Source organism: Exiguobacterium antarcticum DSM 14480 (assembly GCF_000685865.1).
Taxonomy (GTDB): Bacteria; Bacillota; Bacilli; order Exiguobacteriales; family Exiguobacteriaceae; genus Exiguobacterium_A; species Exiguobacterium_A antarcticum.
In genome coordinates this window covers 776,186-791,127 of sequence record NZ_JMKS01000003.1, presented here as the reverse complement: position 1 = coordinate 791,127, position 14,942 = coordinate 776,186, and the positions used below count along the sequence as shown (strand labels likewise).

The following is a 14,942-nucleotide window of genomic DNA, read 5'->3' as shown; positions in this document are numbered from 1 at the left end:
CATATGCAAATCAATACTGACTTTTTTGGTACGGTTCAAGTAGAAGAAAGTGAAATCATCACCTTTGCTTCGGAAGTACCGGGCTTTCCAGATGCCCGCCGTTTTATCCTGTTACCGTTTGGAGAAGGGATTCCCTTTTGGTCGTTTCAATCGATTGATCAGGAGGAATGTGCGTTCGTCGTGACGAATCCGTTTTGGATTGATCCGGACTATGTGTTTGAATTGCCGGAGTCTGCCAAGGAACAACTTGGTATTCAGGAAACCGCACAAGTCGCTGTCTATACGACCGTGACCTTACGGGAACCCTTCCAAGAATCGACGACAAACTTGCGCGCACCGTTCGTCATGGAGACGAAACGTCGTCAAGCGAAACAAATCATCCTCGACGAAACGTATGCGAACCGACGGATGATTGGCAGTTTGACCGAAGTAGGTGGCCGCTGATGCTCGTTTTAAAACGAAAAGCAGGAGAAGCGATTCAAATCGGTGACGATATCGAGTTGACGATTCTTGCGATTGAAGGCGATCAAGTCAAACTGGGGATCAATGCCCCACGACAAATCGATATTCACCGGAAAGAGATCTATCTGGCGATTCAGGACGAAAATGCGGAAGCGTCGCAAAGTACCGGTTTGATGAGTCAATTGTTGAAACAGCGGACGGATACATAATCGAGGCTTCTTTTGCTAATTCCTAGCAGAAGAAGTTTTTTCATCTCACGAAAAAAATGCTCATTTCTTTTGAATCGTGTATAGTAATGTAGAGAAAAGAAACCTTTTTGACTAAAGAGGGAGTGTAGTGGGATGAATGAGACGAAGCAGCTGAAGAAAGAGGCGAATCGTGTACTAAAAGCGACGAGCCGGACCTTTTATATACCGATCAGCCGTCTATCACAGGAATTACAGGAAGCAGTCGGCGCTGCTTATTTATGTATGCGGGCAATCGACGAGATCGAGGATCACGAAGAGTTGTCGACAGACATCAAAACAACCCTGTTGCGCGAGACGGCCCTACTGATGCGGGGAACCTTTTCGGATGAAACATACCGGACGCTGATTGCCCCGTATGCCAATCAGTTACCGGAAGTGACGCGTCGTCTTCCGGAATGGATTGCGTACTGCCCAGTCGGCATTCGGTCGAAAGTACTGGAATCGACGGCTGAGATGGCAGAAGGGATGGCGGTTTGGGCGGAACGCGACTGGACGGTCAAAACAGCTGCTGACTTGGACGAATATACGTATTACGTGGCGGGACTCGTCGGTGTCATGTTGTCGGATATCTGGTATTGGAAAGCCGGTATCGTGACCGATAAACAGCAGGCGATTGGGTTTGGACGCGGTTTGCAGGCTGTCAACATCCTACGGAATCAACAAGAAGATGCCGAACGCGGAGTCGGTTATTTCCCACCGGGCTGGACGACGGAAACGATGTTTGATTATGCACGCGAGAACTTAGCGGAAGCGGATGCGTATCTGGCATCGATTCCGAAACAGACGACGATTTATGAGTTCTGTAAGATTCCGCTGGCTCTTGCGCACGGGACGCTCGATGCGCTCGCACGCGGAAAAGAAAAACTCAGTCGACCGGAAGTCTTGAAGATTGTCGGAAGTGCGGTTTTAAAACGATAAGTGAATCGACAAACGGAGGCCTCGTTCCTAGGAACAGGGTCTCCGTTTTTGTGGTTAACGAATATCTTCGAGGTATGATAAGACTTTGTCTTCATATGCCGCTCGGTCATGTTTGTAGGACTGGACATGTCCGCCGTTTTCCGTGACGTACAACTCAGACCGGGGTGCTGCTTTTTGGAGGCGCATGCTTTCCGTCACCGGAATCGCATCGTCGTCCTTCCCATGAATCATGAGGATCGGATACTCGATTCGGCGAATCGCCTCAAGCGGTTGGACCCGTTCCGGATTCAGTCCGGTCAATGGTGGTGTCACCTGCAAGATGATTGGTGTGAACGGGAAGTTCGGGAGTCCGCTCCAAACCGGCAGATTCGTCTCGAGATAATTTTTGAGGTCGCTGAACGGACTGTCGGCGATGACCCCTGCAACGTCCGCTTTTGGTGCCGTGACAAGAGAAGTCGCAGCCCCCATGGAGATCCCGTACAGGACAACCGGTTCGGATGCCCGTGATTTCGCATAGTTGACGGCAGTCAACAAATCATCCTGTTCTTTTGCACCGACCGTGACACGTTTTCCTTCGGATTCACCGGATCCCCGGAAATCAAACGTTAGCACATTATAGCCGGCTTCATGAAATTTTTTAAACAGTGGTAAAACCGGTAAATCATTTTGTTCCCGATTTTTCCCGTACCCGTGGGCGAAGACGATCGTCAGCTTGGCGTCCTCGCTTGGAATCCACCAACCGGACAAGCGCGTCCGGTCTTTGACGGACCGAAAGGAAATCTTCTCGTAAGCAAGACCTTCTGCTTTTTTCGGATTGGTCGTCAGTGGTTCCCGAGTCGGCTCCGTCAACGAAGAACCGACGTAAGCGGAAATCCCGACGATCGCAATCAAAATCAGGACGATCAATACGATCAGTCCGGCAATCAGTTTCTTACGGTGTTTTTTCAACAACGACACGGCGATCCTCCCTCTCTATTCTGATTAAATCGATTGTTTTAATGGATGTCTTTTTTCTTGAAGCGTCCACCATGGACATCGTGAATATTCCCGATGGCGATGAAGGCTTCTTCGTCAAAATCACGGACGATTTCTTTTAATTTCGTTTCTTCCAGACGACTGATGACACAAAAGATGATTTTTTTGTCATCACCGGAAAACGCCCCTTCTCCATTTAAGTAGGTCATCGTCCGACCAAGCCGGTCCATGATGGCTAGACCAATCTCTTCGTGGTTTTCAGAAATGATCCAGACACTTTTGGACTGATCCAGTCCATCGATGACGACATCAATCGTCTTAAACGCGATGAAATACGTAATCAGCGAATACATCGCCCGGTCCCAGCCAAAGACGAAACCGGCAGCACCTAAGATGAAGACGTTAAAGAACATGACGATCTCACCAACAGAAAAAGGTGTCGAGCGGCTAAACGAGACGGCTAAAATTTCGGTTCCGTCGAGCGAACCGCTGGCCCGAATGACAATTCCGACCCCAATCCCAAGAATCAATCCACCAAACACAGTAGCGAGTAGATCGACGCGTGTCATCGGTCCGATGTCTTCGAGCAGTTTCGTCGCAATTGCCATGATCGAGATGGCATAGAGTGTCGATAAAGCAAACGTTTTTCCGATTTGTTTGTAGCCAAAGAAGATGAACGGAATATTGAGGAAGAACAACCATAAGGCAAGCGTCGTATCCGTCAGTTTGGAGGCAATGATCGAAATCCCAACGATGCCACCATCGATGATGCTGTTTGGAACAAGGAATCCTTTTAGTCCGATTGCAAAAATCACGGCACCGATCGTCAATAGCAACAGGCGACGCACGAGTTGCCATTTGGTCGAACGGCGGTGTCGTTTGGCCTGTTCAGTCGCGGGCATCGAACTCCTCCTTTTTACACACTTTTCATTACTATAACAAAAAAGCACTAAGGCGCGCGAGGACGACCTTAGTGCTGGCATTATTCGGTATAGCGAAGAGACTGGAAAAAACGTAAGACCGGTTCAGCTTCTTGGACCGTTGCATATTTTCCGACATATTGACCCTGTTCGATGGCGATGATGGACAAGGTACAGGAGACCATCTGAATCCCTTCGACGAGCCGTACTTCAAACGTCGCAGTCTGTAACGGCAGTGGCGTTTTCGTCGTGAAGTAGAGATGACGGGTACTCGTCCGGTGCGCCTGAATGTCTGAAAAACTAAAATCAAAGGCTTGATTTTGATGTTTCAGCATCTTGATTTTCCCGTGGACGGAGAAACGGGGAACGGTATCGGGAGCAAGAGAACAGGCTTCGATCGGATACAACACTTCCCGTAAGAGGAAACTTTCCATGACTTCTGCCGACACCGGTCTACTGAATAGATAACCTTGGATATTCGGACAGTTCAAGGAGCGGAACATCTCGAGTTGTTGCAAGGTTTCGATTCCTTCCGCGATGACGGCTAGATTAAACTCCGTTGCCATGTAGAGAATACTTTTGACGATGGCTTGTGCTTTTCGATCCTCTACGATATGCGTCGCAAATTGCCGATCAATCTTGATGACATTAATCGGATAACGTTGCAAGTAGACCATCGAGGAGTAGCCTTTTCCAAAGTCATCGAGAGCAATCCGAACACCAAGCTGACTTAAGTGTTCGAGGGTCCGACTGATGTTCGGGTCATCCATGATCAAGGCGGCTTCCGTGATTTCAAGTTCAAGCAGATCGGCCGACAGCTTGTACGTGGTCAGAGCTTGTTCGATTTGATGCTCGAACCCGGGAATCAAAAACCGTTTCGGGGAGACATTGACGGAAATCGGAACGAGTTCAGCACCGGCACGGGACCAGTTGATCATCGCCTGACACGCCGTCTCGACGACCCAGTCGCCAATCGCGATATGGAGTGCACTTTCTTCTGCCAGTGGAATGAAATCATTTGGTGGAATCCGTCCCCATTCCGGGTGTTGCCACCGGATCAAGGCTTCGAGACCAATGATTTTGCCAGTCCAGCTATCGACTTTCGGTTGGTACTCGAGAAACAGTTGATCCCGCTCGATCGCGTAATGCAAATCTTGTTCGAGCCGGTAACGGCGGTAGTAATCGATATCGAGATTAGACGCATAGTGGTGAACAGTACTATGATTTTCTCGTCGGGAACGACGCAGTGCTGTATAGGAATGTTTTATCAACTCAACTGAATTGTTACTATCATCCGGAAAACGGCTGATCCCGATCGACACCCGGGCAAATAAAGCATACTGTTCAATTAGAATGGGTTTCGTGGATAACTGTAATAAAGTTTCAGCACATGACGTAATGTCCTTCTTGAAACTAGACGGAATCAACATCGTATATTCATCACCACCCAGGTGACCTAAGAAAACCTCTGCTGTTTTTGATGTCGAGAGTAGTGCGCTCGTTGCCTGAAGCCACTGATCGCCTGAAGCATGACCAAATGCGTTGTTAATATCCGAAATCCGATTGAATGCAATCGATAGGACCGAAAAGGCTGTATTTGCTTGCATCCAATCTTTGATGGTTTCGGTCAACGCAAGTCGGTTTGGTAGACCAGTAACGGAATCATGCATCGCAAGTTGTTGCAAGCGCTCTTCGTATTCTTTTTGTAAGGTGATGTCATGCATGATGCTATTCGTATAGGCAATCGACCCATCCAGTCGGAAGACAGGGATTTGTTGATCCTCAATCCATTTCAGGCGACCATCTGGGAACAACAGGCGATATTGAATCATTCCGGATTTACCAGACATAAGCCGTTTGATGAACCGTTTCATAGCTGAGATATCTCGAGGATCGAGTCGTCCAAACAACCACTCCTCGCTAAGAATCAAATCGTCCGGCAATTCTTCGAAAAGTTGGAAAAATCCTTTCGAGTGAAACAAGATGCGACCAGTCGATAAATCAATTTGTGAGATAGCGGCTTCAAGTGCTTCATAAATTTCCTTTGTTTGTTCCCGCTCCAGTTTCAATTGCTGACGGGCCTCGCTGACTTCTGACAAATCGTATAAAACCATCGAGATTTGATTCTTATCTTCGTTACTACGTGAGGCTTTTAAGCGCAATAGCTGATATTGCTGATTGGCATTCAACAGTGAAATTTCCTGTTCGAACGAATCGACTTCTCCTTCGAGCAGGCGAATCATCTGGAAACGCAGTGGATTCAAGTCGCGCGGATGGATACGTTTGTGTAATTGTTTATTAGAAAGTTGTTTTAACTCAAGTTGTGAAAAACCTAAGTAGTTAATCAAGGACGCAGAAGATTCAATCTTTCGTGTCAGCGCATCATATTGGAAAACGACCAATTCCGGAATCTGTTCCCTCAGCTTGAGTTGCGAACGGATTTGTACGACGTCGTCTTCGAGTTGCTTTTCACGTGTGATGTCTCGTGCAATCCCGTATACACCAACGACCTGACCATCTTGTTCGATTGGCATGTTGGTGATCTTTAACGTCAGTCGATGCTGATCAATATGTAATCCTTGGGCCGTATAATGAACGGTTTCGCCGGCAAGTGCACGTTCAAAAAAGGCGGTCACCGAATCATTTTGTTCCGGTGGGCTAAAGATGGCGAAATGGTTATATAAAGTATCTTCGGAATACCCCAGCATCCGAGGAAGGTTCTCGTTAAAATAGACGATTTCACCAAGATGATTAAAGAAAAAGACGGCATCCGTATTTTGTTGGAAAAAAGGCTCCACACGTTCCGGATGGGACAGTTCGAGCCCGCCGATCAACAGAGGGGATGTAGATGAACGACTCAGCCGTTGCATCGCGTCGAAAAAAGTCATAGACAAATCTCCTCACTAGAAATTTTAATTCTCTTTCTAGTATCGGAGTAAGTGAGCCTCAATTGCAATCAAAGTTCAAAGAATAGACTTTTTTTTCAAAAAAAGCGAATCATTTTTTGGAGAATAGGGAGGGGCGTGAGGAAACAGGGACGAGTACCGGAAAGTAAGAGAGGTGAACCTGCTTTCATGCGCTCGCTTTTCTCGGGCGGAACGTGAGCCGCGGCCGCCTTGACAGTCGACCGGGTCTCACTTGTTCCTGACGGAAGCAAAGCTTCCTTTTCCCGTAGAAGTCGAGCTGCGACAGCAGGCTCGATCGTCTGGTTCGCTTCGTCCAACAGGAAAGGCAATAGAGGAAGACAAAAAGACAAAAAGACAAAAAGACAAAAAGACAAAAAGACAAAAAGACAAAAAGACAAACCTCATCAACATCCACATGTGTGAAGGGTGATGAGGTTCATCTGTGTTTGGAGATATTGATTAGATAGCGAGATCGACGGACGTGTCACTTGCGTTTGGATCCGTATCAGAGGAAGGAGCATCGTTCATCCCGTGATGATGTCCTGGTCCGTGTCCACCACGTGGACCTTGTTCCAAGTCATCGTAACTTGAGACTTCATCCGCCCGTTCCTGCATCCGTTCCTTGATTGCCGTCGCTTGTTTTTTGGTAATGGTACCACTTTTGACTTTCGCATCGATGGCTTTCGTTTGTTCCGCGAGCACCGCTTTTTCAAACTGACCGAAGGATACGTCATTTGCTTCTGCAAATTCCGGTAATGCTTGATCGGCAGCTTTGAATTTCGTTTCGTCGAGGTTCAGCCGTTTCAAGATGGCAGATGTCGTGTCACCAAATACATCGTGTCCCGGTCGCCCGTGTTCGCCTGCTCCATGCTGACCACGTTCCGGTAAATCGTCGTAACTGTTCGCATCCGAGAATTGTTCCGTCAGACGGGCTTTGATGTCCGTTGCTTGTTTTTTCGTCATTTTACCGTCTTTGACGAATTGGTCGAGTTGTGTTTTCTGGGCAGCGAGCAACGCCTTTTTGTAATCGGCGAACTTGATCGATTGCGCCTTCGCATAGGCAGCGAGTGATTGATTGGCGGCATCAAACTTGTCTTGGCTCAGTCCAAGGGCTTTTAAGACGTCAGCAATCAAGGATTCGTTAAAGAAACCGCCTTTGTCACCGTGATGTCCTTTAGGCATTTGCTCTTTTAGCTCGGTGTAGCTTGAAACGCCACTAAACCGTTCCGTATGTCGTTTTAGCATATCTGCTGCCTGCGACTTCGTTAAGTCCCCTGATTTGACGAGGGAAGCAAGTTGTTCTTTTGCAGCAGCGAGTTCTGCTGCCTTGTAGTCTTTAAACGAGATGCCTTTTTGTTTCGCAAGATCGGCGATCGATAAGCCTTTTTCCCGAGCCGCCTCGGCTTGTGCTTGAGTCAGATTAAGTTTTTTGAGAAGTAAGGTGAAGTCAAGTTTTTTCATGCCTTCGAAGTGATGGCGTTCTGATTTTGTTGCCGTATCGCTGTCGTTGGTTGCGGCGTAAGCAGAAGCTCCTCCAACTGTTAAGGCGCTGATGGTCAATGCGGTGATCCATTGTTTTTTGAATTTCATGGGTGATCACTCCTTTCACCCTTTATGTTAGCGGGTGTCCGGACGGAAGTTGTGAGGAAGTTGCAAAGAAATCGCGAAGAAACGCCAACCGGCTAAAAAAGGCGGTACACTACAGATGGAGGGATGAAGATGAAGATTTTAGTGATTGAGGATGAACTGAAGCTGGCTCAGGTCACGGAACGGTTTTTGCGCCATCATGGTTATACGGTGACACTTGTGGGGTCACTGCAAGAGGCCAAAACACATTTGATGGACGAGACGTTTGACGCCGTACTGGTTGACGTTCGTCTACCCGATGGAGACGGTTGGTCGCTCGTCCCATCGATCAAGTCAAATCATCCGGCGCCCGTCGTCTTCATGCTGACGTCACGCGGGGAAGCAGACGACCGGGTGTTTGGACTCGAACTAGGTGCCGATGATTATCTCGTCAAACCGGTTGTCTTAAAGGAATTAATCATTCGGCTTGAACGGGCGTTAAAACAACGGTTACCCGCCGGACGGCAACTGGGAGATGTGACGATTGACGAAAAGGCCCGCCGTGTCAAAAATGGACCGGAGACGATTAGTCTGGCGAAGATGGAGTTCGAACTGTTGGTCTATTTCTTTGAGCACCTCGGAGAAGCGCTCAGCCGTGACCAAATCCTGGACGAAGTCTGGGGCTACACGTTCGGCGGGGATACGCGGACCGTCGATACGCACGTCAAACAGTTGCGCGATAAACTACCGACCATTAAACAACAGCTGAAGACAGTCCATCGGGTCGGGTACCGATTGGAGGCGATCGAATGAGCAAGTTGATGCGGAAGTTCTTACTCGCCGTCATCGCCCCGTTATTGATCATGGGGATCCTCAGCTTTGGTTTGACGGCGTTCCTCGTCAACCGTTTTGCGGAGGACGAACGATACAGTCAACTGGCACGGGAAGCCAACATCATCAAAGAAGCACTCGCTGAGAGTCGCCCCGTCCCGCGTGAAATCCAAGGGTTCATTACGAAAGACGGCGTAACGGAACGGATTGGCGGACGGGGACGACAAATCGTCGAGTTACCGATTTTAGAGGACCTGCAACAGAAGGACCGCATCGAAGTCCAAGGCAATCGTTTGTTGACGTATCAGCTGACGAGTGGGGGGACGGTCATCACGACGATCCGTGAAGCCCCACTTGCGAGTAGTGCACTTGACGGCGTGTATCTCGCAATTGGCGTCGCCTTCTTCGTGACGTTATTACTGGCGGCAGGACTTGCCTACTATATGGGACGACAGTTCATCCGTCCGATCATCGAGTTGCGCAGAGTCGCCAAACAGATTGGCGACGGACGAAAAGATGTCACCTTGCCGGTCCGACCCAATGACGAAGTAGGGGAGTTGATTCGTGCCGTGGACGAGATGCAGGAACAACTCGTACAAAAAGACGTCCTGCAGAAATCGTTCATCGCCGGGATCACCCACGATTTACGGACACCGCTTGCGATCATCCGCAACGAGACGGAAGCACTCGCAGCAGGAGTGATCCCGGTCGAAGAATTACCGGAAGTGACGGACAGCATCATCGAGGAGGCGGACCGGTTGGGTCTGTTGATTGACGAAACACTGGTCTACTCGAAACTTGCCGGGGGGATGATGCCGCTCGACCGAACGGAAGTCGCCCTTGATTCGCTTGTGCAGGAGACGGTCGAACGCCTTCGGTCGACGTTCAGCAAGGACCAGGTCAGATTGACCGTCGAGACAGAACCGGTCCGTCTTGTGGTCGATCGCCGGATGTTCGAACGCGTCCTCGTCAATTTTTTGATGAATGCGCAGGTCGCAGCACCAACCGGCAGTGAAGTCCGTGTCCGACTGACACCAATGGAACTGACGGTCGAAGACGCGGGAAGCGGTGTCGCGGAAAGTGACCGGGCGACGATTTGGGATCTCTACGTCAAACAAGCAGGTGGGTCGGGACACGGGTTAGGTCTTGCGATCAGTCGACTGATTCTGGATAGTCATGGACTTGAGTATGGGGTTCGCAACAGTTCGCTTGGGGGAGCCTGCTTTTATATTCGATGCGGAGAAGAACGGATCATATGAAAAAACGTCTCGCCCTTCATCAACTAGATGAGGAGCGAGACGTTTGCTTATTCGGAATCGTTTGCTTGAACGAGACTTGGTTTGACGAGTGTATAGAATTCATCACTCATCCCGACACGGCTGCCCATCTGGCAAGCGAGTTCGAGTGTTTCCTGATAGAATTTCGCCACTAAGCCATGGTTTTTGATGTGCATGTCTTTCATTGCTTTTTCAACACCCAGCACGACTTTTGCGATTTGGTCATCAGCGTCATTCCGGACAGGGACGACGTTTTCCGGCAAATCAACTTCTTTGTCGTGTCCATTGAAGCGGAACGAGGCGCCGAATCCGAGATGCTCGAGGAAGAAGTGTGGTAACAATTTACCGGCAAAGAACTGGTGCCACTCGCTTTCTTTCATCGTATTCATATCGCGTTTGAAAGAAGTCGTCGCGAGTGCGTAGCGGTCATGTGTATCTTTCATGAACTTCTCGAGGATTGGTACCTGCATCGCAAACGAATTCTTCAGCAGATTATCGAGCTGTTCTTGCGTTAATTGTTCTTGTTCAGCCATCAGTTTAACCCCATTTCGTTTCGTTACTTCTATCGTAAGAAATTTAGACAATTCCGTCAAATCTTTTTCAAGAATAGAGTTTACCTATTTTACAAAAGGGAATTCCTCTACTATCGAAGAGTTGAGGGGGAGTTAGCATGAAACGACTAGCAATGACAGGGGTATTAATCGGGGCATGTCTAATTCCAGTGACAGCTTTCGGTGCAAGTAACGTGACGTACAACACAGGAACGATTCAAAACAAAGACTTTGGTTACTCGGTCAAAGCGACGACAGCCTTGCAGACCGCGATCAAGCAAGATAAGGTCGATCTTGTCAAAAACAAAACCGTCAAGACGAAATACGGGACCGTGACACGCAGCGGGACGTTTTCGCTCTACTATAAAGTGAAGGGCAAAGATCAAATGCTCGTCAATTTGAACTTTGAACCGAAAAAATTAACAAAAAAACAATTTGAGAAACAAGTCGGGTTCGGGACGTATCTCGGAACAAAAGGCAACAAAACGTATTATTATGTCCAACCGACGGAAGCCGTCAAAGGCGCAGTCGGTAAAGAAAAAATCGCGAAGTTGATCACAAAGGATGTCCCGGCGATGATGAAAACATTTAAATTAAAATAAGTGAACTGCAAGGAGCACCAGCTTTTGCTAGTGCTTCTTTTGATGGTTCGATATAGTAAAGGTTGAGGTGAAGTGAAATGGAATGGACAGTAACAGAAGTTAAACAAACGACAGAAGTTCTACAACTTGAGAAATGTGTTAATGATCACGACGGGATTGAACTAAAGGTCGCGGCGGATTGGGTTGGACAAAATGATTTTGCCATCTATGAGGATACAAAATTGATTGGTTATCTCCAAGCATTTGCCTACTTACCGACAGAATGGGAAATCAACGTTTTCGTCGATCCGGAATACCGGAAGCAAGGAGTCTTCAAGACGCTTGTCGAAGCGGCGAAAGAAGCGGCTCGTCCGCAAGGCGTCGAAGCGTTTACGTTTGTCATTGATGATGAAAGTAAATCAGGTCAGGCTGTCCTTGGTCAACTCGGTGCCGAATACCGGATGACGGAATACAACATGGTGCTCAAAAAAGCACAATTGTTCTTAAAAGCGGACCCGGATTTTGAACTGCGGGAAGCAACAGCGGGCGATCGTCCGTTTATCGTCGAGACACTTGGTTCGTCATTTGGCAACACAGCGGATGAAGCAGAGTCGATTTATCAAGCCATCGAGTCGGACGATCGCGTCACGTTCCTTGGTGTCGCGAACGATAAGCCGGTTGGTGTCATTCGGGCGTATCTCGCGTCAGACACACAAGCAAGCATCCATGCGTTTGCCGTTCGTCCGGAAGCGCAGGGTAAAGGGTATGGCAAAAAGATGTTGAAACTGATGGTGCAAGCGATGTTCCGCACAGGTCGGACGCAGCTTGAACTCGATGTCGAGACGGACAACGCACGGGCGCTTGATTTGTATAAAGAAGCCGGATTCGTTGTCGGACGGGGTTATCAGTTCCACGTGCTCGGATTATAAATTGTTTGAAGGAAAGTCCACGAAAGTGGGCTTTTTTTGTTGGATAGACCATAGGTCTTAGAACAGAAAAAAACAAGTTTCCGTTCGTCCGTTGGCGCGCTTTCCTCGGGCGGAACGCAAGCCGCGATCGTCCTCTTCGGACGACCGGGTCTTGCCTGTTCCTGACGGAAGGGACAAGCCCTTCCTTTTCCCGCAGGAGTCGCGCCCGGACACCGGAAACTATGGTATTGAAAAAATGGTGGCATTTGGTGAAGTGACAACATGAAAAACAAGTTCATATTCTAAAAGAAATCTGAAACCTTCTCAGGGTTTTGTCGTATACTACACATATGGAAAAAAAGAGGAGGCGACGTCATGGACGGTCGACAAGATTCATTACGGACGTTGAAGTGGGTATCAGGCGGTTTAGAGGCAATGCTCGGGATTCCGTTGCTGGGTGGTTTGATTGTCATTGGGACAGGATATAATGCACTGTGGTTGATGTTAGCGTTCCATATCGTGGTCGTCGTCTTGACGGCACGAGCGGGTCGCGTGTCAAAAGGGAACATCGTCGGAATCGTCGCGTCGACAGTCGGTGTCATTCCGGTCGTCGGGATGTTGTTGCACATCGCAGCCGCGATTACGATCCTACTCGATGCGGCATTCGGCAACCGGATCATCACCCGGACACATGTCGAACGCGTCGAACCAATCCGTCCCCGTCCGGTGCGGAAAGAGCAGGAACACAAAGAGGATCATCCGTTCTAAGCTTTTTTCGTTGACAGTTGAAAACAAGCCGTGTAAAGTAAACAACAAGTTAAGCCATATCAAACAAATCAACGACGCGGAGTAAGTACCGTCAACACTGCCGACAAAGCGAGTCAGGAAAGGTGAGAGCCTGACGCGGTAAGCTGATTAGGGAATGGACCGCTGAGAGCCTGTTGAACGATTCAGTAGACAGGACGGTTGCCCCCGTTACCGGGCTAGCTGGTTGTTGGACCAGCGACAAGAGGAGATTTTTAATCTCAACTAGAGGTGGCACCGCGCGGATACAGGCGTCCTCTATGCATCAGCTTTTGCTGTGGCATAGAGGGCGTCTTTTGTTTTACGTCAAGGAACGCCGAATCATCCAACGCACATTATCTTTAGGAGGAATTTTTGATGAAAAAGACATTGATCGCGGCGGCCAGTACGGCGTTCCTGCTCGCAGGATGCTCGACGACGGAAACAGAAAAGGCAGCACCAAATGAAAACGAAAAGAAAGTCCTGCACACGATGGAAAGTTATGATCTCCTGTCGGTCGACCCGGCAGATGCCATCACGTCGAATATCTTCAACCAAATCTACGAAGGACTCTATCGCTTTGATGCCAACAACGAACTCGTACCGGCAGCAGCGAAATCACACAGCGTGTCGGAAGACGGAAAAGTTTACACGTTTAAGCTCGATCAGAATGCGAAATGGTCGGATGGCAAACCGGTCACAGCGGAACACTTCCGCTATGCCTATGAGCGGGTAATCGAGACGAACTCACCGTTTTCTTACTTGTTAGAACCAGTTAAAGAAACAAAAGTCATCGACGATCAGACGTTACAAATTGAACTCAAACGTCCGACACCGTACTTCCTCAGCATGACGACGTTCGGGACGTATATGCCGGTTCGGGAAGATATCGTCAAACAACAAGGCGAGCAGTTCGGAACAGACCCGGAAACAAACGTCTACAACGGACCGTTTACGTTCAAGAAATACCAAGCGGAGCAAGGTTATACATTGGCGAAAAACGCTGATTATGCCGACCAAAAAAACGTCAAGATTGACGAAGTCGACGTCAAGATCATCAAGGATCCGATGCTTGCGATCAACTTGTTTGAAACGGGTGAACTTGACGTTGCGCCACTGAACTCAGAGAATGTCATCAACTACAAATCGAAAAAAGAGTACAACACGTTCAGCGACTCACGGATGTTCTTCATCCGGATGAATCAAAAAACGGACGCTCTTAAAGATCAAAAGACCCGTCAGGCAATCGATGCCGCGTATGATAAAAAAGCGTTGACGGAGACGTTACTTGGCAACGGATCATTGCCGGCTGATTACATCGTCCCGCAAGAACTTGATCCGAAGTACGACAAGACCCGTCAAATCGAAGCGTCGTTTGACGCAACACAAGCAAAACAAGTCTTGGCTGGTCAAAAGCTAGAACTGACGATGATCATTGAAGATGACGATGTCTCGAAAAAAATCGGGGAGTACATCCAAGGTTCGCTAAAACAACAAAACGTCGATGTCAAACTGTTGTCACTGCCGAAAAAAGAACGGTTGGCACGTGAAGGACGAGGGGATTATGATTTGTCACTCGCGAGCTGGGCTCCGGATTATCAGGATGCGACAACGTACTTGAACCTCTTCATGACCGGCAACCCGTTCAACATGATGGACTACTCGAACAAGAAGTATGACAGTCTCTTGAAACAGGCTGAAAACGAACTTGATCAAGACAAACGTCTGGAATTGTTGAGCAAAGCGGAAACGATGTTACTTGACGATCAAGCGATTTCACCGGTCTACCAACGGAAAAATGCCTTCCTGCAAAACACGGAAGTCAAAAACCTCGCCCGTCACAATGTCGGAACGGATATTTCTTATAAATATGTGGAGATAAACCGGAAGTAAAGAATAATCGAAAAAGCCGTTCATCTTGTCGTTTACATATGACAAGGGAACGGTTTTTTTGTGCTGGAAAGAGAAACGTTAAATGGATAAGACCGGTTTCTTGCCTTTCGTGGCCAAGAACGA

14 protein-coding genes and 1 other annotated feature are annotated in these 14,942 nt (G+C 48.4%); of the genes, 9 read left to right on the top strand and 5 right to left on the bottom strand.

The genetic code is table 11. The features are described from left to right. Window positions 1–3 precede the first annotated feature (3 nt). From fliW to P404_RS0104995, 3 genes are all read left to right on the top strand, one after another. Window positions 4–444, top strand: coding sequence for a flagellar assembly protein FliW (gene fliW, locus P404_RS0105005; protein ID WP_026830143.1), 441 nt, complete (start codon window positions 4–6; stop codon window positions 442–444). Then, window positions 444–671: a carbon storage regulator CsrA gene (gene csrA, locus P404_RS0105000; protein WP_014971224.1), complete on the top strand. Its 228-nt coding sequence runs from the start codon at window positions 444–446 to the stop codon at window positions 669–671. Before fliW ends, csrA begins: the two co-directional genes overlap by 1 nt. Before the next feature lie 132 nt (window positions 672–803). After that, a complete protein-coding gene (locus P404_RS0104995; RefSeq protein WP_014971223.1) occupies window positions 804–1,628 on the top strand; it encodes a squalene/phytoene synthase family protein in 825 nt (274 codons plus the stop codon). A gap of 54 nt (window positions 1,629–1,682) precedes the next feature. Here P404_RS0104995 and P404_RS0104990 read toward each other — a convergent pair whose 3' ends face one another. The 4 genes from P404_RS0104990 to P404_RS0104975 form a co-directional block, all read right to left on the bottom strand. After that, the gene (locus tag P404_RS0104990; RefSeq protein ID WP_026830142.1) at window positions 1,683–2,585 is read right to left on the bottom strand and encodes an alpha/beta hydrolase; all 903 of its coding nucleotides are present in this window, start codon (window positions 2,583–2,585) and stop codon (window positions 1,683–1,685) included. Between the two features lie 38 nt (window positions 2,586–2,623). Beyond that, window positions 2,624–3,505, bottom strand: a complete 882-nt coding sequence (locus P404_RS0104985; protein WP_014971221.1) for a YitT family protein — start codon at window positions 3,503–3,505, stop codon at window positions 2,624–2,626. Window positions 3,506–3,585: 80 nt separating this feature from the next. Beyond that, on the bottom strand, window positions 3,586–6,411 hold the full coding sequence (locus tag P404_RS0104980; protein ID WP_026830141.1) for a sensor domain-containing protein: 2,826 nt from the start codon (window positions 6,409–6,411) through the stop codon (window positions 3,586–3,588). A 477-nt stretch (window positions 6,412–6,888) separates the two neighbouring features. Further along, the gene (locus P404_RS0104975) at window positions 6,889–8,019 is read right to left on the bottom strand and encodes a hypothetical protein (protein WP_026830140.1); all 1,131 of its coding nucleotides are present in this window, start codon (window positions 8,017–8,019) and stop codon (window positions 6,889–6,891) included. Window positions 8,020–8,148: 129 nt separating this feature from the next. On the opposite strand from P404_RS0104975, the gene P404_RS0104970 reads away from it, so the two are divergent. Beyond that, complete coding sequence (locus P404_RS0104970) at window positions 8,149–8,808, top strand: response regulator transcription factor (RefSeq protein WP_026830139.1); 660 nt, start codon at window positions 8,149–8,151, stop codon at window positions 8,806–8,808. Continuing rightward, window positions 8,805–10,085 (top strand): HAMP domain-containing sensor histidine kinase, encoded by a 1,281-nt coding sequence (locus P404_RS0104965; protein ID WP_026830138.1) that lies wholly within the window; start codon window positions 8,805–8,807, stop codon window positions 10,083–10,085. The genes P404_RS0104970 and P404_RS0104965 overlap by 4 nt, the downstream gene beginning before the upstream one ends. A 47-nt stretch (window positions 10,086–10,132) precedes the next feature. Here the strand turns inward: P404_RS0104965 and P404_RS0104960 are convergent, their stop codons facing one another. Further along, complete coding sequence (locus P404_RS0104960; protein WP_014971216.1) at window positions 10,133–10,636, bottom strand: hypothetical protein; 504 nt, start codon at window positions 10,634–10,636, stop codon at window positions 10,133–10,135. Window positions 10,637–10,773: 137 nt separating this feature from the next. Here P404_RS0104960 and P404_RS0104955 point away from each other — a divergent pair, with 137 nt between their 5' ends. The 4 genes from P404_RS0104955 (at window position 10,774) to P404_RS0104940 (ending at window position 14,819) form a co-directional block, all read left to right on the top strand. After that, on the top strand, window positions 10,774–11,256 hold the full coding sequence (locus P404_RS0104955) for a hypothetical protein (protein ID WP_014971215.1): 483 nt from the start codon (window positions 10,774–10,776) through the stop codon (window positions 11,254–11,256). A gap of 77 nt (window positions 11,257–11,333) precedes the next feature. Continuing rightward, window positions 11,334–12,164: a GNAT family N-acetyltransferase gene (locus tag P404_RS0104950; protein WP_026830137.1), complete on the top strand. Its 831-nt coding sequence runs from the start codon at window positions 11,334–11,336 to the stop codon at window positions 12,162–12,164. 354 nt (window positions 12,165–12,518) lie between these two features. After that, complete coding sequence (locus tag P404_RS0104945) at window positions 12,519–12,911, top strand: hypothetical protein (RefSeq protein WP_026830136.1); 393 nt, start codon at window positions 12,519–12,521, stop codon at window positions 12,909–12,911. Between the two features lie 62 nt (window positions 12,912–12,973). Then, window positions 12,974–13,209: a binding site (T-box leader), on the top strand. 95 nt (window positions 13,210–13,304) lie between these two features. Next, entirely contained in the window at window positions 13,305–14,819 is a 1,515-nt protein-coding gene (locus P404_RS0104940; RefSeq protein WP_026830135.1) for a peptide ABC transporter substrate-binding protein, read from the top strand. The last annotated feature ends 123 nt before the right edge of the window (window positions 14,820–14,942 follow it).